Origin of the sequence: Rhodoflexus caldus (assembly GCF_021206925.1) — a bacterium.
GTDB lineage: Bacteria > Bacteroidota > Bacteroidia > Cytophagales > Thermoflexibacteraceae > Rhodoflexus > Rhodoflexus caldus.
The window spans coordinates 1-24766 of sequence record NZ_JAJPRF010000021.1; the positions used below are offsets into that span (position 1 = coordinate 1).

The 24766-nt window shown below is 47.3% G+C and carries 23 protein-coding genes; 11 read left to right on the plus strand and 12 right to left on the minus strand.

Going from position 1 to position 24766, the window contains the following annotated elements:
• Nucleotides 1-163: 163 nt before the first annotated feature.
• A complete protein-coding gene (gene uvrB / locus NDK19_RS15660; RefSeq protein WP_250632849.1) occupies nucleotides 164-2209 on the minus strand; it encodes an excinuclease ABC subunit UvrB in 2046 nt (681 codons plus the stop codon).
• A gap of 190 nt (nucleotides 2210-2399) precedes the next feature.
• On the opposite strand from uvrB, the gene NDK19_RS15665 reads away from it, so the two are divergent.
• The 4 genes from NDK19_RS15665 to NDK19_RS15680 all read left to right on the plus strand — a co-directional run bounded on the left by NDK19_RS15665 (nucleotide 2400) and on the right by NDK19_RS15680 (nucleotide 5365).
• Nucleotides 2400-3176 (plus strand): porin family protein, encoded by a 777-nt coding sequence (locus NDK19_RS15665; protein ID WP_250632850.1) that lies wholly within the window; start codon nucleotides 2400-2402, stop codon nucleotides 3174-3176.
• A 77-nt stretch (nucleotides 3177-3253) separates the two neighbouring features.
• Nucleotides 3254-3919 carry a class I SAM-dependent methyltransferase gene (locus NDK19_RS15670; RefSeq protein ID WP_250632851.1) on the plus strand — a complete coding sequence of 222 codons (666 nt, stop codon included), beginning with the start codon at nucleotides 3254-3256 and terminating at the stop codon, nucleotides 3917-3919.
• A gap of 106 nt (nucleotides 3920-4025) precedes the next feature.
• Entirely contained in the window at nucleotides 4026-4424 is a 399-nt protein-coding gene (locus NDK19_RS15675; protein ID WP_250632852.1) for an OsmC family protein, read from the plus strand.
• A complete protein-coding gene (locus NDK19_RS15680; RefSeq protein ID WP_250632853.1) occupies nucleotides 4421-5365 on the plus strand; it encodes a ring-cleaving dioxygenase in 945 nt (314 codons plus the stop codon). Before NDK19_RS15675 ends, NDK19_RS15680 begins: the two co-directional genes overlap by 4 nt.
• Here NDK19_RS15680 and NDK19_RS15685 read toward each other — a convergent pair whose 3' ends face one another.
• Both NDK19_RS15685 and NDK19_RS15690 read right to left on the minus strand, forming a co-directional pair.
• Nucleotides 5366-6340: an isoaspartyl peptidase/L-asparaginase family protein gene (locus NDK19_RS15685; protein WP_250632854.1), complete on the minus strand. Its 975-nt coding sequence runs from the start codon at nucleotides 6338-6340 to the stop codon at nucleotides 5366-5368.
• Between the two features lie 30 nt (nucleotides 6341-6370).
• Entirely contained in the window at nucleotides 6371-6919 is a 549-nt protein-coding gene (locus tag NDK19_RS15690; RefSeq protein WP_250632855.1) for a hypothetical protein, read from the minus strand.
• A 33-nt stretch (nucleotides 6920-6952) separates the two neighbouring features.
• Here NDK19_RS15690 and NDK19_RS15695 point away from each other — a divergent pair, with 33 nt between their 5' ends.
• Nucleotides 6953-7654 (plus strand): L-type lectin-domain containing protein, encoded by a 702-nt coding sequence (locus NDK19_RS15695; RefSeq protein WP_250632856.1) that lies wholly within the window; start codon nucleotides 6953-6955, stop codon nucleotides 7652-7654.
• Here the strand turns inward: NDK19_RS15695 and NDK19_RS15700 are convergent.
• The 7 genes from NDK19_RS15700 to NDK19_RS15730 all read right to left on the minus strand — a co-directional run bounded on the left by NDK19_RS15700 (nucleotide 7651) and on the right by NDK19_RS15730 (nucleotide 16273).
• Nucleotides 7651-8817 carry an AIR synthase related protein gene (locus tag NDK19_RS15700; protein WP_250632857.1) on the minus strand — a complete coding sequence of 389 codons (1167 nt, stop codon included), beginning with the start codon at nucleotides 8815-8817 and terminating at the stop codon, nucleotides 7651-7653. The genes NDK19_RS15695 and NDK19_RS15700 overlap by 4 nt on opposite strands.
• 169 nt (nucleotides 8818-8986) lie before the next feature.
• Nucleotides 8987-9694, minus strand: coding sequence for a YebC/PmpR family DNA-binding transcriptional regulator (locus NDK19_RS15705; protein WP_250632858.1), 708 nt, complete (start codon nucleotides 9692-9694; stop codon nucleotides 8987-8989).
• A 66-nt stretch (nucleotides 9695-9760) separates the two neighbouring features.
• A complete protein-coding gene (locus NDK19_RS15710; protein WP_250632859.1) occupies nucleotides 9761-10591 on the minus strand; it encodes an Rpn family recombination-promoting nuclease/putative transposase in 831 nt (276 codons plus the stop codon).
• A gap of 14 nt (nucleotides 10592-10605) precedes the next feature.
• Nucleotides 10606-12072, minus strand: a complete 1467-nt coding sequence (locus tag NDK19_RS15715; protein ID WP_250632860.1) for a glycine--tRNA ligase — start codon at nucleotides 12070-12072, stop codon at nucleotides 10606-10608.
• 77 nt (nucleotides 12073-12149) lie between these two features.
• The gene (locus NDK19_RS15720; protein ID WP_250632861.1) at nucleotides 12150-13292 is read right to left on the minus strand and encodes a cysteine desulfurase family protein; all 1143 of its coding nucleotides are present in this window, start codon (nucleotides 13290-13292) and stop codon (nucleotides 12150-12152) included.
• 13 nt (nucleotides 13293-13305) lie between these two features.
• Nucleotides 13306-14703, minus strand: a complete 1398-nt coding sequence (glmM, locus tag NDK19_RS15725; RefSeq protein ID WP_250632862.1) for a phosphoglucosamine mutase — start codon at nucleotides 14701-14703, stop codon at nucleotides 13306-13308.
• Between the two features lie 82 nt (nucleotides 14704-14785).
• Nucleotides 14786-16273 (minus strand): TonB-dependent receptor, encoded by a 1488-nt coding sequence (locus NDK19_RS15730; protein WP_250632863.1) that lies wholly within the window; start codon nucleotides 16271-16273, stop codon nucleotides 14786-14788.
• A 204-nt stretch (nucleotides 16274-16477) separates the two neighbouring features.
• Between NDK19_RS15730 and NDK19_RS15735 the strand changes: the two genes are divergently transcribed.
• On the plus strand, nucleotides 16478-17215 hold the full coding sequence (locus tag NDK19_RS15735) for an MbnP family protein (RefSeq protein WP_250632864.1): 738 nt from the start codon (nucleotides 16478-16480) through the stop codon (nucleotides 17213-17215).
• A 358-nt stretch (nucleotides 17216-17573) separates the two neighbouring features.
• Here the strand turns inward: NDK19_RS15735 and fabG are convergent, their stop codons facing one another.
• Nucleotides 17574-18320, minus strand: coding sequence for a 3-oxoacyl-[acyl-carrier-protein] reductase (gene fabG, locus NDK19_RS15740; RefSeq protein ID WP_250632865.1), 747 nt, complete (start codon nucleotides 18318-18320; stop codon nucleotides 17574-17576).
• A 160-nt stretch (nucleotides 18321-18480) separates the two neighbouring features.
• On the opposite strand from fabG, the gene NDK19_RS15745 reads away from it, so the two are divergent.
• The 4 genes from NDK19_RS15745 to NDK19_RS15760 all read left to right on the plus strand — a co-directional run bounded on the left by NDK19_RS15745 (nucleotide 18481) and on the right by NDK19_RS15760 (nucleotide 22783).
• Nucleotides 18481-18891 (plus strand): nuclear transport factor 2 family protein, encoded by a 411-nt coding sequence (locus NDK19_RS15745; RefSeq protein ID WP_250632866.1) that lies wholly within the window; start codon nucleotides 18481-18483, stop codon nucleotides 18889-18891.
• Between the two features lie 32 nt (nucleotides 18892-18923).
• Nucleotides 18924-19652 (plus strand): L,D-transpeptidase family protein, encoded by a 729-nt coding sequence (locus NDK19_RS15750; RefSeq protein WP_250632867.1) that lies wholly within the window; start codon nucleotides 18924-18926, stop codon nucleotides 19650-19652.
• 177 nt (nucleotides 19653-19829) lie between these two features.
• Complete coding sequence (locus NDK19_RS15755; protein WP_250632868.1) at nucleotides 19830-21731, plus strand: tetratricopeptide repeat-containing sensor histidine kinase; 1902 nt, start codon at nucleotides 19830-19832, stop codon at nucleotides 21729-21731.
• Between the two features lie 158 nt (nucleotides 21732-21889).
• Nucleotides 21890-22783 (plus strand): MerR family transcriptional regulator, encoded by an 894-nt coding sequence (locus tag NDK19_RS15760; protein WP_394801692.1) that lies wholly within the window; start codon nucleotides 21890-21892, stop codon nucleotides 22781-22783.
• On the opposite strand, the gene NDK19_RS15765 is transcribed toward NDK19_RS15760, so the two are convergent.
• Nucleotides 22780-23796 (minus strand): SMP-30/gluconolactonase/LRE family protein, encoded by a 1017-nt coding sequence (locus NDK19_RS15765; protein ID WP_250632870.1) that lies wholly within the window; start codon nucleotides 23794-23796, stop codon nucleotides 22780-22782. The genes NDK19_RS15760 and NDK19_RS15765 overlap by 4 nt on opposite strands.
• Before the next feature lie 52 nt (nucleotides 23797-23848).
• Here NDK19_RS15765 and NDK19_RS15770 point away from each other — a divergent pair, with 52 nt between their 5' ends.
• Nucleotides 23849-24757: an ABC transporter ATP-binding protein gene (locus NDK19_RS15770; RefSeq protein ID WP_250632871.1), complete on the plus strand. Its 909-nt coding sequence runs from the start codon at nucleotides 23849-23851 to the stop codon at nucleotides 24755-24757.
• Nucleotides 24758-24766 lie beyond the last annotated feature (9 nt).

Genomic DNA, 24766 nt, shown 5'->3' on the forward strand with positions numbered 1-24766 from the left:
GTTGACCGGAAACAGTTCGGGACTTTTGCCCGGTCGCTGCTTAAAGACTACTTTGCCCATGCACTTATATACTGCTTGCAAAGCAAAGATAATCAATTAATTAGAGGCTATCCAGACTTTTCGGACAGCCTCTTTTGTATATGCCTCTGAATTTGTGATTGGCTTATGAGGCTTCCAACTCTTCTTTTCGCTTTTTCAAAGCTGTAAGTTCATCGCGCAGGCGGGCAGCTTCTATAAAATCCAATTCTCTGGCTGCGCGCTCCATATTTTTTTGTGTTTGTGCAATCAGTTTTTCCAATCCTTTGGCATCCATCATAGCTACAATAGGCTCTGCTGCAATGTTGAAGCTGCCTTCGTCCGGCTCGATGTAAAAGTGTTTCCCTTCTTTGCCCTGTTTTTTCGAGTCGGCTACCTTGGTTTGCTTAATAATTGCCTCCTTAGATTTGCTGACAGTCTTAGGCGTAATGCCGTGTGCTTCATTGTATGCCTGCTGGATGCTTCGCCTGCGATTGGTTTCGTCAATTGCCTGTTGCATGGAATCCGTAATAGTATCGGCATACATGATTACTTTCCCCTCGGCATTGCGTGCAGCTCTGCCAATTGTCTGAATGAGTGAGCGCTGGTTGCGTAGGAAACCTTCCTTGTCTGCATCCATAATGGCAACCAACGATACTTCGGGCAAATCAAGCCCTTCGCGCAGAAGATTGACCCCTATCAGTACATCAAAAACACCCAGCCGCAGCTCGCGCAGAATTTCTACGCGGTCAAGTGCTTTCACTTCCGAGTGAATATAGCGGGTTTTAATCCCCATTCGGCTCAGGTATTTGGTGAGTTCTTCTGCCATTCGTTTGGTAAGCGTTGTTACCAGTACTCTTCCTCCGCGTTTGATGTGTTCATCAACTTCTTCCAGCAAGTTGTCTATCTGATTTTGCGAAGGGCGTACGCTGATTTCAGGGTCTAATAATCCGGTAGGGCGAATAATTTGCTCAACCACTACACCTTCGCAGACTGCCAGCTCATAGTCACCCGGGGTAGCGCTTACATAAATGACCTGATTAATTTTTTCCTCAAATTCATTGAAAGTAAGCGGGCGATTGTCCAGAGCGGAAGGCAGCCTGAAACCATAATCCACCAAAGTAATTTTACGCGAGCGGTCGCCTCCCCACATCGCCCGAATTTGCGGTACGGTAACGTGGCTTTCATCTATCACTATCAGATAGTCATCGGGAAAATAATCTAACAAACAAAAAGGGCGAGTTCCCGGCGGGCGGCGGTCAAAATAGCGCGAATAGTTTTCAATGCCGGAACAGTAGCCGAGTTCGCGCATCATTTCTAAGTCGAACTCAGTTCTTTCCTGAATGCGCTTCGCTTCTATGTACTTATGCTCCGACTCAAAAAATTTGATTTGAGCCACTAAATCATCTTGTATTTCTTTGATAGCTGTTTGCAAAAGGTCTTTACCCGTAACAAACAGATTGGCGGGAAAAATTGTGATTTTGAACTCGTCAGAAATTTTGCTGCCACTTTCGGGGTCAATCCGCTGAATGCTTTCTATCTCATCGCCCCAGAATAAAATTCGGTAAGCGAAGTCCGCATACGCGGGGAATATGTCCACCGTATCACCTTTGACACGAAACGTGCCGCGCTTAAACTGTACCTCCGTGCGATTGTAAAGGATATCTACCAGTTGGAACAACAGGCGATTGCGCGAAATAACCTGCCCTCTGGTAAGTTGAATCAGATGTTTACCAAACTCATAAGGATTGCCTATGCCGTAAATACAAGAAACCGAAGCTACGACAATCACATCATTTCGGCCTGACATCAGGGCAGAAGTAGCGCTAAGACGCAGTTTTTCTATCTCCTCGTTAATAGACAGGTCTTTTTCTATGTAGGTATTGGAGGTCGGAATGTAGGCTTCCGGCTGATAATAGTCGTAATAAGAGATGAAATATTCTACCGCATTATTGGGAAAAAATTGCTTTAACTCCCCGTATAACTGTGCGGCAAGCGTTTTATTGTGGCTCAACACAAGTGTAGGGCGATTGGTTTGGGCAATTACATTGGCAATGGTAAACGTTTTACCCGAGCCCGTAACTCCTAACAGAATTTGTGCCCGCTCGCCGGATTCTATGCCGGCAACTAATTGTTGAATGGCTTTGGGCTGGTCGCCGGTAGGCTCATACTCGGATTTGAGTTGAAATTGCATAGTGCAAATTAAAAGTTTTCACGTTTTTAGGAGCGAAATCTTTGGGATTAAAAATTATTTTATAGATTTGCCGACAACTCAATAACAGAAAATTAAGCAAAAGCGAACGCGAAACTTTCAAATTACCGTTACTATGCTTAGTTTTGTGTGGAATTACAATTAATAAACTTAAGAAAAACACTTACAATCCATGAAAAACGGTTTGAAAAAAGTTACTCTGTTGGCAGCCCTTGCCGTTGGTGCCTTCACTTTTGGCGCTAATGCACAAGACGCTTCTACACCTGAGAAGCAAAGCAGCTTTATTTTAGGGGTACGTACCGGCGTTAACGTGAACGATTTCTCAGTTTCTGGTACAACAAAATCTACTACTGCTCTGGCTGGTGCTCAGGCAACGGTATTTGCAATGTACAATGTAAACAGCTGGGTAGGCATGTCTCTTGAGGCAGGTTTCTCTCAGAGTGGTGCAGCTCGTTTTACTCCTGGTGCAGGTCGTGTAACTGCAACTCCCGGTGGTACTACTACAGTAGTTTCAGGTAACCTGAACGACTACCGCCTGAGCAACGTACAGGCTAACCTGTTGTCTTACTTCAAGCTCCCTGTACTGTCCGTATATGAGCCTAAAGTATTCATTGGCCCTTCTTTTGACTTCAACGTACACGCTACTAACAACGTAGAAGGTTACCGTTTCGGTTCTCCTACCAAGTATCGCGTTGATGCTACTAACCAATTCAAAGCTATGGATATCGGTATGATTATCGGTACCGGTGTTGATTTCGACCTGAAGTGGGCTACTTTGATGCTGGATGCACGCTATCGTCATGGCTTCACTGATATCAACAACGCTTATGGTCAATCTGCAAACTGGATTGGCAACACTGATGGCAGCGGCTATCCTTTGAGCCTTGGCAACCAAGATATTCGTACTCGCGGTTTGAGCTTCCAAGTTGGTTTGGGCTTCAAACTCTAATCTGAGTAATTAAGAATAACTGAAAAGGGGATTGGCTTAGGTCAATCCCCTTTTTAATTTTTATTACCATTTTGCCTATGGGAGTTATACCTTCATGGAAAATCAATGCAGCCCGCTGGATTCGGGCAATTGAGCAGAATGAAATTGTCAGTCGCCGGTTAGCTACTAATCAGGCAATTATTGATGCCATCCTGTCGCTTCAGCCCAAGTCTGTATTAGATATGGGCTGTGGCGAAGGCTGGCTTGTGCGCGCATTGACGGCACATCATATTCAATCGGCAGGAGCGGACGCCGTTGAAGAACTGATAGATTATGCTGCTGCCAAAGGCACGGAGCAATACTTTGTTGCCTCTTATGAAGAAATTTTGCAGGGCAAATTACACGGGCACAGGTTTGATGTGCTTTCATTCAATTTTTCACTTTTTGAACAAGAACTGACAGCCAATATGCTGGCTTTTGCCTCCAATCTCTTGCATGATGAGGGATATATCGTTATACAAACGCTGCACCCAATCAACATGCCACCGGAACAACCGTATGTAAGCCATTGGGAGGAAGACAGCTGGCAAGGATTGAGCACGGGGTTTGACAGCCCGCACCGATGGTATTTTCGCACAATAGCCGATTGGGTGGATGTTATTACCACCGGTGGATTCCAATTGGTAAAAGTAGCTGAGCCTCTGCATCCTCAAACGCAAAGGCCACTTTCACTCATATTGACAGGAAAATATCTTAAACAATAATTGTATATACAACTATTTGTTATACTTTCGCGTATAATCGGTTGGCAGCAATGGCTTGCAGCGAAAAGTCGTACTTTTACTGCATCAATACCAATTCATACAATACATGGATAACATAATGGTGCATATCGGGCGCGACTTGTATCGCACCCTGTTGAGTAATGGCAGACACGAAGTCATCGCCGATGAACCGCCCGAATTTGGCGGAACTGATTTGGGATTCAGCCCCAGTGAGTTGTTGCTTAGCTCTTTAGGGGCATGTACCGGCATCACGCTGCGGATGTATGCCGACCGCAAGGGCTGGCCATTGGAAGAGATAAAAATTTCGCTCAGTTTTGATTACGACAAGGCAGCAGGAAAGAGTATTATCGGCCGTAACATTGAGCTGACAGGCGAGCTGGACGAAGAACAACGCAATCGGCTGCTGCAAATTGCTAATGCCTGTCCGATTCATAAAACCTTACAAAATCCGATTGAGATTAATACGCAACTCACAAAACTATGAATCAGCAAGTGCTTGGTTTACACCATATTACGGCCATATCGGGCAATGCACAACGCAACTATGACTTTTATACGAAGGTTATGGGGCTGCGTTTCGTCAAAAAAACAGTCAATTTTGACGACCCTTTTACCTACCATTTCTACTATGGCAATTACGATGCTTCGCCCGGTACTATCCTGACGTTTTTCCCATGGTCGGGCATCAGCAAAGGCAAGCGCGGTGTAGGGACTGCCTCTGAGATAGGTTTTGCAGTGCCGGAAGGGAGTTTGGGCTTCTGGAAAGCACGTTTGGAAAAAGCAGGCATCATATTTAACAATCCTGCCAAAAAATTTGGTGAAGAATACCTGACTGCCTTAGACCCCGACGGTCTGAAATTGGAACTTACGGTAGTTAAAACATCCGCCACCGACAGCCGTGTACCTTTTGAAACGCCTGAAATAGACGCTACAAAGGCAATCAGAGGATTTCATAACACAACATTGACATTGCGCAATATCAAACATACGGCAGATGTACTGACAGATATTATGGGTTACAGGTTGTCAGAGCAGCATGTCAATCGCTACCGCTTTGTAACCGATGCCGTGGCTGATGCAGCGGTAATAGACTTGGTGGAAGCGCCCGGGGAAGCGCAAGGCGTAGTGGCAGGAGGTTCTATTCATCATGTGGCGTTTCGCGTAAAAGATGACGCGACGGAAATGGCGCTCCGTGAAAAAATTGCGGCTAAGGGTTTTAATATCACCCCACAAATTGACCGCATGTATTTTCATTCGCTGTATTTCCGCGAGCCGGGAGGCGTACTCTTTGAAATTGCCACCGATAACCCCGGCTTTACGGCAGATGAGCCTTTGGAGGCTTTGGGAACGGCATTGAAACTGCCACCTCAGTATGAGCCGCGTCGTGCGCAGATTGAAACCGCACTGCCCCAACTGATTCTCTGATTATTGCACCAGATAAGGCGCTTCCATCAGTTGATTGCCTTGTGGTGTATGCAGGGCATAGGTAAAGCCTTTTTGCAGCGCATAAGCCCCTGTTTGTCCTTGCAGGTTGATGGCAAGAAAACCCGCCTGAATGTCTTTATAGTTAGGGTTCTTTTGTATGAGGCGCTCTACGGCAAGTTTACAGGCTTGCTCGGGCGTATTTCCTTGCCGCATTAATTCCACAATCAGGTGAGCAGCAGCAATGCGCACAATGGATTCGCCAAGCCCTGTGGCTGTGGCAGCGCCAACGTCCCCATCTACGAAAAGTCCGCCGCCGACAATGGGCGAATCACCGACGCGCCCGTGCATTTTATAGGCCAAACCGCTGGTAGTACATGCGCCTGCCAATTTGCCGCTGTTGTCTAACGCCAGCATACCGATAGTATCGTGGTTTTCGGCATTGATGCGGGGCTTGTATTCTTTCTTTTCCAACCATTTTTCCCACGCAGCTTTGGCTTGGTCGGTCAGCAGGTTTTCCTTTTTGAAACCGTTATCAAGGGCAAATTGCAGTGCACCTTCGCCAACCAGCAGCCAGTGAGGGGTTTTGTCCATTACCAATCTGGCAACGGAAATGGGGTGCATGATGTGTTCTAAGCAGGCGACAGCTCCGCAGCGGCTGTTATGATCCATAATGGCGGCATCCAGCGTTACGCGCCCGTCGCGGTCGGGCAGGCCGCCGTAGCCGACGCTATCTACCTTGGGGTCTGCCTCCGTGATGCGCACTCCGGCCTCCACAGCGTCCAGCGCAGAGCCGTTATTACCTAAAAGTTTCCAAGCTTCGGCATTGGCCGGCAATCCGTGGTCCCAAGTGGAAATTACGACAGGCTTAATAACAGCCGAAGTGTTTTGTTTGGCTTCCCGATTATCGGTCGTACAGCCTGTACCTATGGCTACACTGCTCAGAGCGGTCAGTTGCAGAAAATTACGGCGGCGCATAAATCAGTCATTTTGCGCCAAAATAAGCATTTATTTATTCTCCCACGTGGTGTCAATGATGCGTGCACGGCTTTTGCCCGGCTTTATCCGAAAATTTTTCCATTTAAACAGTTTCATGGGTTGTGAAATAGCCAGAAAAGCACCGCCGATAATGGCTGACTCGCGTTGGTCGTACATGCGCGTAGGAATCAAGTCGGCAACGGCTGCCGCAAAAAGAAACCCACAGCCAACAAAAACTGCCTGATTGGAAAGCATGGGAATGTGTTTCCTTGGGAAATGAAATGATTGAAAATCGCGCAGGGGGATAGCCTGTTTGCTTTGCACCAAATAAACGGCAGTGTCTTTTTCCCATATTTCACCGATGTAATCGCGCGTTTTTCTTTTTTCTCCGACTAATTTGAAGTAAATTTCACTTCCTTCCGGCAGGCGAATGCGCTTAGCGCTGTATCGGTCGAGCATAATGTACTTACCCGACACAGTGCCGAGTTTTTGTGCAGCCACAGGCAGCGCCAATCCTGCCAACCCAATGGTTAAAACAATCCTGCCAATCAACAGCTTTAATTGTGATGAGAGCTTCATAGGTCAAAAATAAATGAAAACCCAATACGGGCTATGCGAAAACTAATCTTCATTTTCTTGTACGTAGGGATGGCTGCTACTGTTCAGGGGCAATATGCCCTGATTGGCGATGCAGCCTACATGAATAACGACTGCATCCAACTTACGCCCGATGTTGCTTACAGCGAAGGCATAGCCTATTACAAAACCCGCCTGAACTTGCAAAATTTCTTTCAGGTTGATTTTGACATTTACTTAGGCAATAAAGATGAGGGCGCAGACGGCATTACTTTCGTGATACACAACGACAGGCGCGGATTTGAGGCGTTCGGCACTTGGGGCGAGTGCATGGGCTATGGCAGGTGGAGTAAGAACTACCGCGCAGGGGCTTACATTGCCCCATCCGTTGCCGTAGAGTTTGATACCTATGAGAATTGGCGACAAAACGACCCGCCGCACGACCATGTGGCCTATTTAGAAGACGGCACGAATTATCACGAAACCTACTGGCACGATAATAACCTTGAATTTAATTTGGAAGATGACATGCTGCACAGTTTCAGCTTCCGATGGGAGCCTGATAAGCAGCGGATTACAGTTTGGTTAGACGGCGAAATCGTACATCAAGGCATCCGCGACCTGATTAACGGCGTTTTCGGCGGAGAAACCCGCGTTATCTGGGGTTTTACTGCCTCCACAGGGCGCGCCAGCAACCTGCAATACTTCTGCCTGCGAAATTTGGCGTTAAAGGATTAATGATAAACAAATTCCCCGTAGGGGCTGCGAACCGTTACCTGCGCTTTTTCGGCGGCTTCTACGCGACCGATGATTTGTGCCTGAATACCAAATGATTGTGAAATTTGGATGACGGTTTCGGCGAACTGTTCCGGCAGGTAGAGTTCCATGCGATGCCCCATGTTGAACACGCGGTACATTTCGCGCCAATCCGTACCGCTTTCCTGTTGAATCAGTCGGAAAAGCGGCGGACATTCAAAAAGGTTGTCTTTGATAACGTGCAGTCGGTCAATAAAGTGCAGCACTTTGGTTTGTGCGCCGCCGCTGCAGTGTACCATGCCGTTGATGTGCGGGCGCAATTCGGCCAGCACTTGGCTGATAACGGGCGCATAGGTGCGGGTAGGGGAGAGCACCAACTGCCCAATGTTCACGGGCACATCTTCAAAGCACTCAATTAGGCTGCGGCTGCCGCTGTAAATCAGGTCGGCAGGGACTTGCGGGTCGTAGCTTTCAGGGTATTTTTCAGCCAGCAGTTTGTGGAAAACATCGTGGCGGGCAGAGGTCAGTCCGTTGCTGCCCATGCCGCCGTTGTAGCGGTCTTCGTAGGTTGCCTGCCCAAAAGAGGCAAGCCCGACGATAACGTCTCCGGCTCGGATGCGGTCGTTGCTGATAACATCGCTGCGCTTCATGCGGGCGGTAACGGTGCTGTCCACAATGATGGTGCGCACAAGGTCGCCCACGTCTGCCGTTTCGCCGCCGGTGCTGTAAATGCCGATGCCGTGGCTGCGCAGCATTTCCAATACTTCTTCCGTGCCGTTGATAATGGCGGCGATAACTTCGCCCGGCACCAAGTATTTGTTTCTGCCAATGGTAGAGGAAAGCAGGATGTTATCCGTTGCGCCTACGCAAAGCAGGTCGTCTAAGTTCATCACAATGGCGTCTTGCGCAATGCCTTTCCATACCGAAAGGTCGCCCGTTTCGCGCCAATAGACATAGGCAAGCGAAGACTTGGTGCCTGCGCCGTCGGCGTGCATAATGTTACACCATGCCGGGTCGCCACCCAACAGGTCGGGGATGATTTTGCAAAAGGCTTTCGGATATAAGCCCTTGTCTATCAGTTTGATAGCATTGTGCACATCTTCTTTGCCCGAAGAGACACCGCGCATGGCGTAACGGTCTTGCATGAATAAATTGCTTGGCTGTACTGTTATAAATCCAGTGTATATACAAGATTCTTTGTGCACTTTGCGTCAAACCTTTGCGCTCTTTGTGGTACAAAGGTAAACCGCAATGTGCGCTGAGTGTCAAACACAAAGGACACAGAGACTCATTTGCTAAACTTAATTTTAGCCACTATTTCATGTTGTGGAAAACGGCGGTAACGTCGTCTTCCTGTTCAAATTTGTCCACAAGTTCTAAAATTTCTTCTGCCTGTTCGTCGGTAACTTCGGCGTAAGAGGTCGGGATGCGCTGCAATTCTGCCTTGATGATAGGGATGTTGCGCTCTTCTAAGGCTTTTTGCATGGCACCAAAGTCGGTAAATGAGGTTTGCACAATGATTTTGCCGTCATGTTCGTACACTTCTTCGGCGCCGAAGTCAATCAGTTCCAACTCCAATTCTTCCAGATTCAGCCCTTCGGCATTCAATTCAAAAATGCCTTTGCGCTGGAAAATGAAGTCTAACGAACCTGTTTTGCCCAATGAGCCGCCCGAACGGTTGAAGTGCATACGTACCATTGCCACGGTGCGAGTAGGGTTGTCGGTAGCAGTTTCTACGACAATTGCCACACCGTGCGGGCCGTAGCCTTCATATACTACCTCTTCAAAGTTGCCTTCGTCCTTAGAAGAAGCCCGTTTAATGGCCGCTTCTATGCGGTCTTTGGGCATGTTGGCGTTTTTGGCGTTCTGAATAATCAGGCGCAACTTAGTATTAATTTCAGGGTCGGGGCCGCCGGCTTTTACCGCCATCGCGATTTCGCGTCCGTAGCGCGTAAATGTTTTGGACATCCAGTCCCAGCGTTTTTCCTTTTTGCCTCTTCGGGCTTCAAATGCTCTTCCCATGATGTTATATTGCGTTGTGTGATTTGGCGTATATGCGTGTATTTAAGGTGCAAAAGTAATAAAGGCTTACTGTTTACCCAGTTTTTGAATTTCCGATGCCGTAAGCCCTGTAACCTCACTGATTTCGGCAGGTGTGAAGCCTTTGGCTAACATGCGTAGGGCAACAATCTTTATACCCTCTTGTAAGCCCTCTTCCCGTGCCGTGTCTAAACTGTTTTTTACATCGCGGTAATATTTGAGACTGTCCTCATAGGCTTCGCGTTCTTCGGGGTTGAAGCGGGCAATTTCGGCAGCTTCAAACAGTCGGTCAAATACTTTATCCTGCAAACGCTGCGGGCGGTTTTGCAGTTCTGCCAAATGCCGCAAGAGGTAAAACCATTTGTCTTCCAAGGTTTCCAATTCTTCTTCCGTTTTTCGGAAGTTGGGCATTTGCAAATAAACAAAAGTCAGTTTGTCGTAGAACACCGTTTTTTGTTCGGTATCCATGAGTTTGACCTGTACTTTGACTTTGTCGCGGTCTTCGTCGTCAAAACAGAAGTCCAGCACGGCGACGGTATAAACGGCTTTCAATTCGTAATTCCAATCGCCTTGCTGTGCCTGTTCCTGAATGGGAAAAGTAGCGTAGAACAGTGTTCTGTCCTTAAAAAAGGACTGCTTGGCTTTTTGCAGTTCTACGATAAACTTTTCGCCGCGTTCATTTTCGCAGTACAGGTCATAAATGACTTTACGGTCAAGGTCGGTTTGCCCCAGATGCTCGGTGCGCAGGTAGTTAATCACACTAATCTGATTATCAGGCAGAATCTGGTTTAGGAAACTGATGAGCAATTCTTTGTTCTGTTCATTGCCAAACAGTTTCTTAAAACCAAAATCCGTGAAGGGGTTCAAATAGCGTGCCATCGCTGCTTGGGGGATTACAACTTCTCAAATACGCGGGCAAACGAAACGGCATGTCCGATTTCATCGCGCAGAGCGGCAATAGGCACGCGGCGTTGCGCGGCTGTGTCGCGGTCGCGGATGGTTACGGTGTCATCTTCCAGCGTTTGGTGGTCAACAGCGATACAGAACGGCGTACCAATCAAATCCTGACGGGTATAGCGCTTACCGATGCTGTCTTTTTCTTCGTACACTACGCGGAAGTCGGTTTTCAGGGCTTTGTAAATCTGCTCTGCTTTTTCGGGCAGCCCGTCTTTTTTGGTCAGCGGGAATATTGCCGCCTTCACGGGCGCAATGGCAGGATGCAGTTTGAGGAAGGTGCGCTCTTTGCGGTTTTCACCTTCGCCCGTTACCTCTTCGGTGTAGGCATTGCAGAGGTGCATGAGGAAAATGCGGTCGGCACCTACCGAAGTTTCAACTACATAGGGGATGTAGTTTTGGTTGATTTCGTTGTCAAAATACTGCTGTTTCTTTTTGGAAAGCTCCTGATGGTTACGCAGGTCAAAGTCGGTACGGCTGTGGATGCCCTCAATTTCTTTGAAACCGAAGGGGAATTGGAACTCAATATCCAGCGCAGCGTTGGCATAGTGCGCCAATTTTTCGTGGTCGTGGTATTTCAGCTTGCTTTCCGGAATGCCAAGGGCTTTGTGCCACTTCATGCGCATTTCCTTCCAGAAGTTATACCATTCCATCTCCGTGCCCGGGCGCACGAAAAACTGCATTTCCATTTGCTCAAATTCGCGCATACGGAAAATGAACTGACGCGCAACAATCTCATTGCGGAAAGCCTTGCCGATTTGCGCAATGCCGAACGGGATTTTCATGCGTCCTGTTTTTTGCACGTTCAGGAAGTTTACAAAAATACCCTGTGCGGTTTCGGGGCGCAGGTAAATGGTGTTGGCTTCATCGGCTACCGAACCGATTTGGGTAGAGAACATGAGGTTAAACTGACGTACCTCTGTCCAGTTGGCAGTGCCCGAAATGGGGCATTTAATGCCTTCGTCGGTGATGAATCGGTGCAGCCCCGCGAAGTCTTCGGCAGCCAGCAGGCGGTTCATTTCGTCCAGAACGGCCTGTGCTTTGTCGGCTTTGCCTTCGGCAGCCAACTGGTCGGCGTATCCTTCAATGAGGTGGTCTACGCGGTAGCGCTTTTTGGAGTCCTTGTTGTCAATCATGGGGTCGTTGAAGCTGGCCACGTGCCCGGAGGCTACCCATGTGCTGGGGTGCATGAAGATGGCCGCATCAATGCCCACAATATTTTCATGGATTTGCGTCATGGTTTTCCACCACAACTGTTTGAGGTTGTTTTTCAGTTCTACGCCGTTTTGTCCGTAGTCATAAACAGCCTGAAGTCCGTCGTAAATTTCGCTGGACGGAAAAACAAATCCGTATTCTTTGGCGTGTGCGATTATCTTTGGAAAAACGCCTGCATTTTCTATAGACATAGTGTTGATTGCCTGTAAATTAGGTCTTATGCTTGATTTTCAGGCAGCAAAGTTAGCAGAAAAATGCAGGATTCGTTTTAGACAGTTTGCATTTGGAAAATTTCTCCCAATTTGGCAATGGTGTAGTCAATCTCTTCCTTGGTGTTATACTTGCTGAAAGAGAAGCGCACGTTGCCTCTGCCTGCCGTATTGGGCAAGGCGGCGAGCACATGAGAACCTACGCTGCTGCCACTTGAACAGGCACTGCCACCCGAAGCCGAGATGCGATGGATATCCAAGTTGAACAACAGCATATCGTTAGCCTCTGATGGCGGAAAGCTGACATTCAATACAGTGTAAAGGCTGTTATCAACATCTCCCGAAGTACCATTGAATTGTACGTCATCAAAAGTAGCTTTCAGGCGCTCTATCATGTAGGCTTTCAGCCCCTTAATGTAGCTGGCGTACTCATCTAATTGCTTATAGGTGAGTTCTATGGCTTTTGCCATACCTACAATGCCGTACACGTTTTCAGTGCCGCCGCGCATGTTGCGCTCCTGTGCGCCGCCTGTAACAAACGGATGGATTTTTTTGTCATTGCGTACATACAGGAAGCCGACTCCTTTGGGGCCGTGAAATTTGTGTGGCGCGCCTACAATGCTGTGTACTTTAATTTTCTGCAAATCAATGCGATAGTGCCCTACGGTCTGTACGGTGTCGGAATGAAAGAATGCGCCGTATTGTTCGCACAACTCGCCGACTGTTTCAATCGGCAAAATGTTGCCGATTTCATTATTGCCGTGCATGAGCGATACCAAGCTGTTGGGATTGGCTTGCAGCAGTTCTTCCAGATGGTTTAAATCTATGTTGCCTTGTGCATCGTGCCTTACAATGCTTAGGCGAACCACATTTTGTTTGGCCAACTCTTCCAGCGTATGTAAAACCGCATGGTGTTCCAATCGGCTGGTAATGGCATGTTGGATACCATGCGTTTGAATAGCGCAACGAATGGCAGTATTGTCAGACTCTGTGCCACCGGACGTAAAAAATATTTCGGAAGGCGAAGTATTGAACGTAAGAGCAATTTTTTTGCGCGCCTGTTCAATGGCTGCGCGTACCTTGCTCCCATGTGAATGGATGGAAGACGGGTTGCCGAAATGCTCCAACATAAATGTTGTCATGGCTTCATATACTTCACGGTCTAACGGCGTGGTGGCGGCATTGTCTAAGTAAACATGCATCTTTCAAAATATTTTAGTTGGCTTTATAGGCGATAAATTCTTTGATGTCGCTGATGATTTTGTTAGCAAGAAAATCGGCAGTCGCCTGCGATTCCGACTCGGCATAAATGCGAATGATAGGCTCTGTATTGGATTTGCGCAAATGCACCCATTCGCGGTCAAATTCAATCTTCACTCCGTCAATCAAGTTGATGGGCTGCTTGCTGTATCGCTCTTGTACTTTGGCAAGGATGGCATCTACATTGATTCCATTGTTGAGTTCTATCTTATTTTTTGAAATGTGATAGTTTGGATAGGTAGCCCTTAACATTTTGGCAGATTTGCCGAATTTGGCCAAGTGTGTCAGGAAAAGGGCAATGCCTACGAGTGCATCTCTGCCATAGTGAAGTTCGGGATAGATAACCCCCCCGTTTCCTTCGCCTCCGATAATGGCGTTGTGCGCCTTCATGGCTGCAACTACGTTTACTTCGCCAACGGCTGCTGCAAAATACTGTCCTCCCCTTTTTTGGGTGATATCGCGCAGGGCACGAGTAGAGGAGAGGTTGGAAACCGTATTTCCGCCTCCGTTTTGGCTCAGCACGTAGTCTGCTACTGCTACCAGCGTGTATTCTTCGCCAAAAGGTGTACCGTCTTCGCAAATAAGCGCCAACCTGTCCACGTCGGGGTCTACTACGATTCCAAGGTCGTAGTTCCCTGCTTCTAATTTGTTGCAAATGTGTGTCAGGTTTTCGGGCAGTGGTTCGGGGTTATGCGGAAACATGCCGTTGGGTTCGCAATAGAGTTTTTCTATTTTTTGAACACCCAATGCTTCCAATAACATGGGGACGGCAATACCGCCGGTAGAATTAACGCCATCTACCACAATTTCAAAGTTGGCGGCTGCTATGGCTGCTTTGTCCACCAAAGGCAAAGCCACAATTTTTTCTATGTGTTTTTGCAGGTATGTATGGTTCAGCGTGTAGCTGCCCAAACTGCCCGCGCGTGCATAGTCAATATTGTTGTTTTCGGCAATTGCCAGCACCTCTGTACCGTCTTCCGATGAAATAAATTCACCTTTGCTGTTTAACAGTTTCAGTGCATTCCAGTTGCCGGGGTTGTGGCTAGCTGTGATAATCATGCCTCCGCCTGCCTGTTCCTCCTGAACGGCAATTTCTACCGTAGGCGTTGTGGACAGTCCTAAATCTATTACATCTATACCCAGACTTTGCAAGGTAGAAACGACTAATCGGTTAATCATTTCTCCTGAGGTACGTGCATCTCTGCCCACTACTACTTTGTGTTCCGTGGAGTGCTTCATTACCCAAGTGCCAAATGCAGCAGTGTAGCGAACTACGTCCGGTGGGGTCAGCGATTCTCCCGCTCTACCGCCTACAATTCCTCTGATTCCCGATATTGATTTTATAAGTGCCAATTCTTTCTTCAATTTTGAAACACAAAATTAGCGGTTTTTTGCTATGGAATGGGCTGAAATATTTCGGGGAATAATAGGATTTTTACAATAGCGGCGGCTCTTCAAATTCCGGCAGTGCATCTATGGCACGCGGTGTATCTAAGAAGAAACCTGCCTTAATGCGGTCGCAAGGATACCCGAACAGGCATTTGTCTTTGATAAGTCTTGCCACTTCTTCGGGCACCATGGTTTCCCAGCCCTCTTGTGCCTGTTTAATCATTGCCAATACGTGGTCGGAAATGATATGCAGGTTCTTCAAATTCGCATTTTTGATGTCGCGGATGCGCTGGTTAGCCATCAGGTGTGTAAACAAATGGCGTTGCGATTCGGCGAGTTGGAAGTTTTCGCAGGTATGCAGCACCTTGGTTTCCTGATTCAGGAAGGGGTACACGTAGAGTCGTACATTCTTTTTGAACAGTGTACTGAATGCTTCCAAAATTCCTCCCGGCAATTGCTCATACAAACTTTCGTCAAAAATGTTTTGCAGGTTGTAGATGCCCAAAATAACACCTATTTGCTGCTTGGTTTGTGTTGCCAGATAGCCAACCAATCGGTGGTAGCGCTGATAATTGGAAATCAGTACGGTAAGTCCTTGGGAGCAAAGAATATCTACGCGGTCGAGAAAGTCTTTTTCGTCAATATCGGGGTCGGCTGCCTTTAAATCTTGCAGGGTCAGTTCGGCTATTTTCAGGGTGTTGTCGGGTTGTACGCCCTGTTCGTGGATGAACATCTGATAGCCCGTTTCGAGCATGTCCATATTGACGTGCGTCAGCGGGCGGAAGCGGCCGCGCAGTACAAGGACGTTTTTCTTGTAAAATGCTTCGGAGGCTTGCAGCACGTTGCCGTCGGGGCCGAAAAGCGCTGCTTCGGTCAGTCCGTGCTGCACCAATTGCAGACTCAGCAGGCGGTTGTCCACGTGCTTGAAGTTAGGCCCTGTCAGGCGGAACATATCTACCTCTATGCGGTCGCGGTGCAGGTTGTCCATCAACGACTTAACCATTGCTTCGGGGTCGTCGTGCAGGTAAAAGCAGGCATACAGCAGATTTACGCCAATAATGCCCAAGGCTTGCTGTTGCAGCAAAGCGTCGTTATCGTGCATTTTTACATGGATGACGGCATCGTTAGGGGTGCTGCGCGGTGAGAGTTGGAATCTTACACCAATCCAGCCGTGTCCTTGGTTGCTTTTCTGGTAGTTGAGCGCTTCAACAGTATTGGCAAATACAAAAAAGTTAGTGTGGTCGCCGCGTTTTTTGTCGAGACGCTCCACTAACAAATTGTACTCATGTGTAAACATTTTATTCAGTCGCGACTCGCACACATAGCGCCTGTCTTCGCCGTAAATGGCATTACTGAAAGTCATATCGTATGCCGACATGGTTTTGGCAATAGTGCCCGAAGCTCCGCCCGCTTTAAAGAAAATGGAGGCCACTTCCTGCCCTGCGCCAATTTCGGCAAATGAGCCGTAAATACGCCTGTCTAAATTGATTTTCAGCGCTTTCTGGCGCGTTCCCAACAAGGTTTCGTCAATCATGTGTATTTATAGTCTTTGGAACTATGGTAAGTGTTGCTGTGTTATTTTTGCAATTAAGTTGCACCAAGGGTGAATCAAAAAAAAGTGGCAACGCTGTAGTTGCGGCTTAAAATTACACCCTTTTGCCGACATAGCGGCAGGCAACAGTATAACTTTACAGCCGTTTAATTATTAACGTTCCATTGTCCAAACCATTATTTCACCATGAAAAAATTTATTCCGGTGCTTTTGCTGGCAGTTTTTACGGTTTGGGGGTGTGATACACCCCAGCCTGCGGTCAGCAATCAAATTGCACTCAATTTAGCTATGCAGTTTGACGGGCAGCCCTTGGTACTTGCCGACAAGCAGTATCAAAATGCAAATGGCGATTTGTTTACCGTTGAGCGGTTTCAGTTTTATCTGAGCAATGTCAAGTTTAAAAATTCTATCACACGCGATTCGTTTGCTGTGCCCAACAGCTATCATTTGGTGGTGCGCAAAGAAAATACTCATTTGTTTGAATTACCTTTTGAGGTGCCGGCAGGTAAATACGACATGGTGGAATTTGCCGTTGGGGTAGACCCTAAACGCAACCTCTCAACCGACCAAGTAGGCGACTTAGACCCGTCTAACAACATGGCATGGGATTGGAACACGGGTTACAAATTCGTATTATTGGAAGGCCGCCTGTTTCCTCCTTCAGGCAGCCCGCGCGGGCTTGTATTCCATATAGGCGGCGATGAAAACTACCGCATCATCCGCTTGCCGTTGAGCACTACGATTGACACCCGCAACCGTGCGCAAAACAATATAGCCATAGACGTAGAAGTGAGTGCCATGTTTAATGCACCGAATGTGATTAATCTCAACAGGCAAAGCACCGTGATGATGGGGCCAATTGCGACACAAGTAGCCAACAACTACGCCGCCAATATGTTCCGCATTCGGGCGGTGAATCCTTAGATGACAGGTTGTGCCGAAATACGAAAAACCCGACAGAAGCAAAAAGTTCTGTCGGGTTTTTTTAATCAAATAAACAGTAAGCGGTTGCAAACTTACCTGATGGGACGTTAAGAATTGTCAGTTTATTGTATAATTTTTGCAGGTCATACAAAAACCCGACAGATTTTTAAAACCTGTCGGGTTTCAATTGCCTTTCTCAGCAAATTATATAATTTTTTTGCAAATGGCTTGTGCTTCCGTGCAATCAACTGTAAAAGTCATTACAAAGTGCAATCAGCTTGCTGCGGATGACACAATTTTTTGCTGATTTTTAATTCGCAGTCCGCATTCCGAAATTTACCTCTGATTGCTTGATTCATTACGTCAGCATACCGCCGTTCACCTGCAATACCTGCCCGGTGATGTAGCGGGATAAGTCGGAGCCAAGGAATACGGCACAGTCGGCCACTTCCTCGGGAGTGCCGCCGCGCTTCATCGGGATGGCTTCTTTCCAACTTTCCACTACTTTGGGGTCTAACTGCGCGGTCATTTCTGTTTCAATAAAGCCCGGCGCAATGGCATTGCAGCGAATATTGCGTGAACCGAGTTCCAAAGCTACCGATTTGGTAAAGCCGATGATACCGGCTTTGGAAGCCGCATAGTTAGCTTGGCCGGCGTTACCTTTGATGCCTACAACAGAAGTGATATTGATAACAGAGCCGAATTTTTGCTTCATTAGGTGTTTGGTAGCTGCTTTGGTGAGATTAAATACCGATTTGAGGTTGGTATTGATAACTGCATCCCATTGCTCTTCGCTCATGCGCATCAGCAGGCCATCGCGTGTGATACCGGCATTATTGACCAGAATGTCCAAAGTGCCGAAGTCGGCAATGAATTGTGTTATCAGTTGTTCGGCAGCCTGATGGTCGGAGGCATCGGAGCGGTAGCCGATGGCTTTTACGCCCAATGCTTCCAGTTCTTTTTGCAGCGCTTCGCCTTGTGCCACGCTGGAAAGGTAGGTAAAGCCTACGTTGGCACCTTCTTGCGCAAAGCGGATTGCCATAGCGCGTCCGATACCCTTAGAAGCGCCCGTAATCAGCGCATTTTTGCCTTTAAGTAAACCCATAATTTCGCTAAAAATAGAGTGTTTGCAGGTGCGATTTTACGCACGAATTTCGAGAAATCAGCAATTTTTATACAACGGCCAGTAAGTTATTCATCATCAGGCAAATGCCAAACAACGCGTGGGACATTGCGGTTATAGTACAAATAACCGGCTAATGAAAATGAAAAACATGCCCTTTTACAATGAAACAGAACGATTGTTTCACTACGTCAGCACACACAATTTCAATGACCTCGCCGAGCTTTGCGATGACGATTTCGGCATTGTGGATTTAGGCCCGGAAGGCAATAATGTGATGATTCGCACACGTGCCGAATGGGAAAATTGGTTTAAGACGCTATTTGCCCAGTTGGATGCCATGCAGGCAGAAACTTTTACCGACATATTGGACTACAAAGCCCTGCAAGACGGTAATCTTGGCTACTCGGTAGTAGAATTTTGTCAGCACCTGAAAACGGCCGATAAACACGGGCGCTTTTACTGCGTGGTAACTATCATCTGGAAAGCCGTTGGCAGCGGTTGGAAAGAATCAAGATGGCATGTTTCGCTGCTCCGCACCGAGTGGGAATAATTGCTTATTTTGCATTCATGTTACGATGCTTTTTGTTTTTATTCATTGGTAGTGTGCTGCCTTTTTTTGCGGCAGCGCAATCACTACCTGCCGATTGCCGCCAATTGATAGTTGTACAAACCGACGGTTGGCACAAGATAACGGCCACACTGACGCGTTACCAACGTACCGATGAACGCTCCGGATGGGTACAGACAGGCAAACCCTATCGGGTAGCCATTGGCAAAAACGGCATTGCATGGGACGGCAGGCAGCCTTTCAGCCCCAAAGACAAAACAGCGCCTATTAAAAAAGAAGGCGACGGCAGGTCGCCCGCAGGTATTTTCCCATTGCTGTATGCCTATGGCTACGACCAGCCACAGCCCTCATGGGAGTTTCCGTATATGCGTGTAAACGAACAAACGCTCTGCATAGACGACCCTCAGTCGCGTTATTACAATCAGATTATCAGCCGCGACAGTATTGCAAAAGCCGACTGGAAAAGCCATGAAGATATGCGGCGCAAAGATGAACTTTACCGCTTTGGCATTGTTGTAGGCTACAATACACAACCCGTACAGCCGGGCAGCGGCTCTTGCATTTTTATGCACCTCAGCGCCGGAACACCGCAAAATCCGAAAGGTACGGCAGGCTGCACGGCCATGCTGCGCGAGGAAATGCTGCAATTGCTAAACTGGCTGAAAGCAACCCATAAACCCATGCTGGTGCAAATGCCTGTGGCTGAATGGGTTGCCATCAAAAACAACCTGAATATACGTTAGTGAGCTTTTTAAAATCATCAGGAATGCGTTAATTTGAGCATTAACCCAATATCCTCAGATTATTTGCTACCTCAAAAAGCCTTCTTGTTTCTTGCTCTTTGCTGCCTTTGCGTTTTAGGATGTGCTCTGCCCGGCATAGCATACAGCCAAAACTTTGCCGATAGCCTCCACCGTATCTTGCAGCAACAGTTGTCCGATACCACTCGGGTAAATGTACAATTGCGACTTGCCAAGTTTTACTGGTACAGGCAGCCCGACTCTGCCGAATATTATACCAATTTGGCATCAAACCTTGCCCGAAAAATCAATTACAAAAGAGGTGAAGCGCTTGCCTACAACAGCATAGCTGCCATTCGCCTGCTGAACGGTGAAGACCCGAGCGCATTGGAATATTTTTTCAAAGCACTTTCCATCAGGCAGCAACTCAACGATAAACGAGGCATTGCCTCTTGTTTGAGCAATATAGGTTTTGCCTACCTGCAACAAGACAATATTTCGCTGGCGCTGGACTATTTGCACCAAGCACTGGCCATTAATCGCAAATACGGCTACACTGAGGGGTTAGGCTATACGAAGAACAATCTGGGCGAAGCAAAATTTAAATCGCACGAATACGACTCGGCAGCGTGGTATCTCTACGGTGCGCTTGCCATGTGGCAACAGGTTAATAACGACCAAGCGCGGATTATTACCGAAAACAATATCGGTTTTATCCACTTGCACAACAACAACATAGACAGCGCAAGGTATTATTTTGAAAAGGCCATTCGGGTGGCGGAACAACTGCAAGACAAGCGCGCCCGTTCGCGCTCGCTGATAGGCTTGGCAAGCATTGCACAGCAACAAAACCGACAACAAACAGCCATTCAACTTGCTGAAGATGCCTATCAAACCGCTAATCAGATTCATGAAGTGCGCCATGCCATACAGGCCGCCGAGTTACTGGCCAATGCCTACGAACAAATCGGCGATTTGGCCAATGCCATCAAGTACCTGAAAATCGGTGCCACTGCCAACGACGAAGTTCTGCGCATGGAAAAAAACAATAAAGCCCTTGCGCTTTCCTATGAATACGAAAAAAAGGCGGCCGAGAAAGAGTTAGAAAAAGAATTTGCCAATGCCAAAGCCCAGCGCTATGCCATTATGTTATTGGTTGTCTTTCTGATAGCCGTTATTTTAGTAGCCTTCATACTTTGGCAAAGAAGCCAAACAGCAACCCGCAACAATGCTGTTTTGCAGCAAAGCCATCAACAGATTTCGGAGTTGAACGCACAGTTACAGCAAGCGCTTACCACTGCCGAGCAACAATCCCATCGGCTGCAAGCCATAGACCAAACCAAGAATAAACTTTTTGCCATTATCAGCCACGATTTGCAATCGCCTATCAACAGTCTTTATTCCATTCTGCTGATGCTTGACAACAAAGAAATCAAGCCTGCGGAAATGAAAGTACTGCTCAAACATTTGAAAAACAACATTAAAGGACTTTCCGAAACAATGGAAAACCTGTTGGCTTGGGCAAAAGTACAAATGCGCGGTCAGGAAACACAGCTTTCGGAAGAATGTGTAAATGTGCATGAAACCGTACAGTTGCAGTTGCAACTGTTTGCCGAATTGCTGAAACGTAAAAAAATACATGTGAATAATTGCATTCCCGCCGAACTGTCCGTCAGAATAGAACCTGAGCATCTGCGTATCATACTGCGCAACCTGATTGGCAACGCAATTAAGTTTACCCATGCCTTCGGTGAAATTATGCTGTATGCCAAATCAGGCGAAGATCGCAAATCTGCCACCATATTTGTTCAGGATAACGGCATAGGCATAGCCGAAGAAAAACAGGCCACCGTTTTTGGTGATATTGCCCGCCTGCCCCGCCGCGGTACGGCAGGAGAGTCGGGCAGCGGGCTGGGTTTGGCATTTTGCAAAGAACTCGTTGAAAAAAGCGGAGGAACTATCGGCTTCTACTCCGTACAAGGCAAGGGCAGTACATTTTATATCTCCCTGCCATTCGTTTGTACAGCCGCCCCATCGGCAGAGTACCAACAAAGCAGCACGCCCGTGCGACAAAAATCATAGCTTTTCATCAAACAATTTCCTCAAAAGGCTTGTTCTAAGGTAGATGGAATGATACGGAGTAACACGTTTTCCGTAAACTTTCAACAAACTTTAACTATTTAACAACCAGCAGCTTATCGCAGATAAGCCATGTTATCTACCATATACCCGATATGAACGTGAGCAGTTACTCTATCAAAGATTTGGAAAACCTGACCGGTATCAAAGCGCATACCATCAGGATGTGGGAGCAGCGATACGGGATTCTTAAACCGGACCGAACCGATACCAATATAAGGCTGTATGGCGCATCAGAACTGAAAATGATGCTCAATATTGCTTTGCTGAACAATCACGGCATTAAAATATCTAAAATAGCCCAAATGAGCTATGAGGAAATTTGTGCCAAAGTAATGGAAACCATCCATCAGGCAGGCAATTTTGAAAATCAGATTAATGCCCTGACGCTTGCCATGATAGATTTGGACGAGGCACAATTTGAAAAAATCATGGCTACCAACATCCTGCAATACGGATTTGAGAAAACCATGATTAATATCATTTACCCGTTTCTCATCAAAATCGGTACACTTTGGACTACGGATGCCATCAATCCGGCTCAGGAGCACTTTATTACCAACCTGATTCGTCAGAAAATCATTGTTGCCATTGACGGCCAATTTGAACCGCGCCCGAACCAAAAGAAATTCATGCTGTTCCTTCCCGAAGGAGAGTTGCACGAAATCAGCCTGTTATTCAGCTACTACATCATCAAATCGCGCGGCCACAAGGTGATTTATTTGGGACAAAGCACCCCGCTAAGCGATTTGGCACAGGTGTATGACATCCACAAACCCGATTATATTTTAACCATTATCACTTCCGTTCCACCCGAAGACGATGTGCAGTCCTACGTCAATCTGCTTTGCAAGCGCTTCCCTGATGCGCATTTGCTGCTAAGCGGTTATCAGATAGTCGGACAGGACATCCAAACATCGGACAACGCCACCATCATCAATCAGATTAAAGACCTGATTGACCTGATTGACGGGTTGAAGTATGCAACCGCCTAATAGGCAAATACAGGCATAGGCACACCTTTAACCGTTGCTAATTTGATTTTGAACAAATGCCCACTGTTTGGGTATTGTTTCTTTTGGTCTTCGGTTAAGCCAATGGAGGCTGTGGTAATGTATAATTCATCCAATTGCTCGCCGCCAAAAGTACAGGACGTAACGCGCCATGCGCCGGGTGTATGTACTTTCATCAGCGGTTGGCCTGTTGCAGGATTGTAGCGCATAACTCCGCTGCCCTCCCACAGCGCAACCCATATCATGCCTTCCGAATCAATCGCCATGCCGTCGGGGTGCCCCATACTTTGGGGAATGCTGACGGCAACTCTGTTAAATTGGATATCTGCCGTTGCAGCATTGTAGTCATAGGCACGCACCTCGCCGGTGGGGGTATCAATGTAGTACATCCGTGAGGCATCGGCCGTCCAAACAATCCCGTTGGAAATACCTACGCTGTCAATTTTTTTGGTGATTTTACCGTCAGCTTCCAGACAATACAGTGCACCATGTCTGCCTGATGCGTTAATGGCCATCGTACCTGCCCAGAGCCTGCCTTGCGGGTCGCATTTGCCGTCGTTAAACCGATTGTCGGGCTTGTCTTTTTCGGGGGCAGCCAGTAGGCTAAATGTTTGCTTTTCAATATTATAGCGAAAAATGCCGTCTTGCAGCGCAACTACTGCGTTCCCTGTTTTGTCGGGAACGACCGTGCCTATTCTGCGCCCCATGTCGTAGGTTTGCAGGCTGCTGTCGGAGGGGTTAAAAACATGCAGTTTCCCTTTTTCAATATCAATCCACCATAGTTTTTGTTGCTGCCCATACCAGTAAGCCCCTTCACCCAACAATGCCCCTGCCGGCAGTACAACGGCGGCATCTACAACAGGATAGCTTGTTTCCGTATTCATTGCCAAAGCCTCATCAGATTGTTTGCTGTTGTCCGAGGGTGTAGTACAAGCTGCCAATAACCCTGCAAGCAACAGTTGCGTAATAGCATAAAGAAAAGTATATTTTCGCATAGTTGTAACGTAACCTAAACTGAGTTAATCGCATTCAATCTACAAAAATCCGGTGAACATTTTAGAAACAAACCAATTAGTCAAACGCTACGCAGGGCACACAGCCTTACAAGATGTGAGCATTGCTGTTCCGGAAGGTCAGATTTATGGGCTGCTGGGGCCAAATGGTGCAGGAAAAACCTCACTGATTCGGATTATCACGCAAATTACGGCACCCGATGAAGGCACTGTCAGTTTCATGAATGAGCCTTTGGCGCCTGTCCATCATCAGAAAATCGGTTATTTGCCCGAAGAGCGCGGGCTATACCGCAAATCCAAAGTAGGGGAGCAACTGATGTATTTGGCACGCCTTCGCGGCATGAGCGAAAGTGAAGCCCGTCGGCGCATCCGTGCATGGTTAGAGCGGCTCAATCTGATGGATTGGGCTGCCAAGAATGTGGAAGACCTTTCCAAGGGTATGCAACAGAAGGTGCAATTTATTGCTACCGTTGTGCATCAGCCGCCGCTGATTATTTTGGATGAACCTTTCTCGGGTTTTGACCCCGTAAACTCTAACCTCATCCGCGATGAAATTCTGGAATTGCGGCGGCAGGGCAGCACTATCATTTTCTCAACCCACCGCATGGATACCGTAGAAGAACTCTGCGATTATGTGGGCTTAATTAACCGTTCCCGAAAGGTATTGGAAGGCAAAAAAACAGATATCAAGAATGCCTACAAAACCCATACATTTATTGTAGAAACCGATGCGCCCATTGCCCTGACAGAGAACGGCTATGAAGTGTTGCAATCGGAACCGACCGAAGACGGTATCTATCGGCATTTGGTGAAGATTCATCAGGGAACTAACAACGGGCTTTTACAGGCATGTATAGCTCAGTCAAACGTGGTTTCTTTCAGAGAACAGATACCCGATATGCACGAAATTTTTATCCGCGTAGTAGCGGCTCACAGCAACTAAAACCCTGAA

Bases quoted from the DNA above. Each gene is read 5' to 3' on its own strand.
- NDK19_RS15745 (WP_250632866.1), top strand. From the start codon at position 18,481: ATGAAAAACATGCCCTTTTACAATGAAACAGAACGATTGTTTCACTAC.
- fabG (WP_250632865.1), bottom strand. From the start codon at position 18,320: ATGGGTTTACTTAAAGGCAAAAATGCGCTGATTACGGGCGCTTCTAAG.
- NDK19_RS15705 (WP_250632858.1), bottom strand. From the start codon at position 9,694: ATGGGAAGAGCATTTGAAGCCCGAAGAGGCAAAAAGGAAAAACGCTGG.
- NDK19_RS15700 (WP_250632857.1), bottom strand. From the start codon at position 8,817: ATGCAAGACCGTTACGCCATGCGCGGTGTCTCTTCGGGCAAAGAAGAT.
- NDK19_RS15730 (WP_250632863.1), bottom strand. From the start codon at position 16,273: ATGATTGACGAAACCTTGTTGGGAACGCGCCAGAAAGCGCTGAAAATC.
- NDK19_RS15665 (WP_250632850.1), top strand. From the start codon at position 2,400: ATGAAAAACGGTTTGAAAAAAGTTACTCTGTTGGCAGCCCTTGCCGTT.
- NDK19_RS15670 (WP_250632851.1), top strand. From the start codon at position 3,254: ATGGGAGTTATACCTTCATGGAAAATCAATGCAGCCCGCTGGATTCGG.
- NDK19_RS15720 (WP_250632861.1), bottom strand. From the start codon at position 13,292: ATGCATGTTTACTTAGACAATGCCGCCACCACGCCGTTAGACCGTGAA.
- uvrB (WP_250632849.1), bottom strand. From the start codon at position 2,209: ATGCAATTTCAACTCAAATCCGAGTATGAGCCTACCGGCGACCAGCCC.
- NDK19_RS15680 (WP_250632853.1), top strand. From the start codon at position 4,421: ATGAATCAGCAAGTGCTTGGTTTACACCATATTACGGCCATATCGGGC.
- NDK19_RS15675 (WP_250632852.1), top strand. From the start codon at position 4,026: ATGGATAACATAATGGTGCATATCGGGCGCGACTTGTATCGCACCCTG.
- NDK19_RS15735 (WP_250632864.1), top strand. From the start codon at position 16,478: ATGAAAAAATTTATTCCGGTGCTTTTGCTGGCAGTTTTTACGGTTTGG.
- NDK19_RS15715 (WP_250632860.1), bottom strand. From the start codon at position 12,072: ATGTCTATAGAAAATGCAGGCGTTTTTCCAAAGATAATCGCACACGCC.
- NDK19_RS15690 (WP_250632855.1), bottom strand. From the start codon at position 6,919: ATGAAGCTCTCATCACAATTAAAGCTGTTGATTGGCAGGATTGTTTTA.
- NDK19_RS15765 (WP_250632870.1), bottom strand. From the start codon at position 23,796: ATGCGAAAATATACTTTTCTTTATGCTATTACGCAACTGTTGCTTGCA.
- NDK19_RS15710 (WP_250632859.1), bottom strand. From the start codon at position 10,591: ATGGCACGCTATTTGAACCCCTTCACGGATTTTGGTTTTAAGAAACTG.
- NDK19_RS15685 (WP_250632854.1), bottom strand. From the start codon at position 6,340: ATGCGCCGCCGTAATTTTCTGCAACTGACCGCTCTGAGCAGTGTAGCC.
- NDK19_RS15695 (WP_250632856.1), top strand. From the start codon at position 6,953: ATGCGAAAACTAATCTTCATTTTCTTGTACGTAGGGATGGCTGCTACT.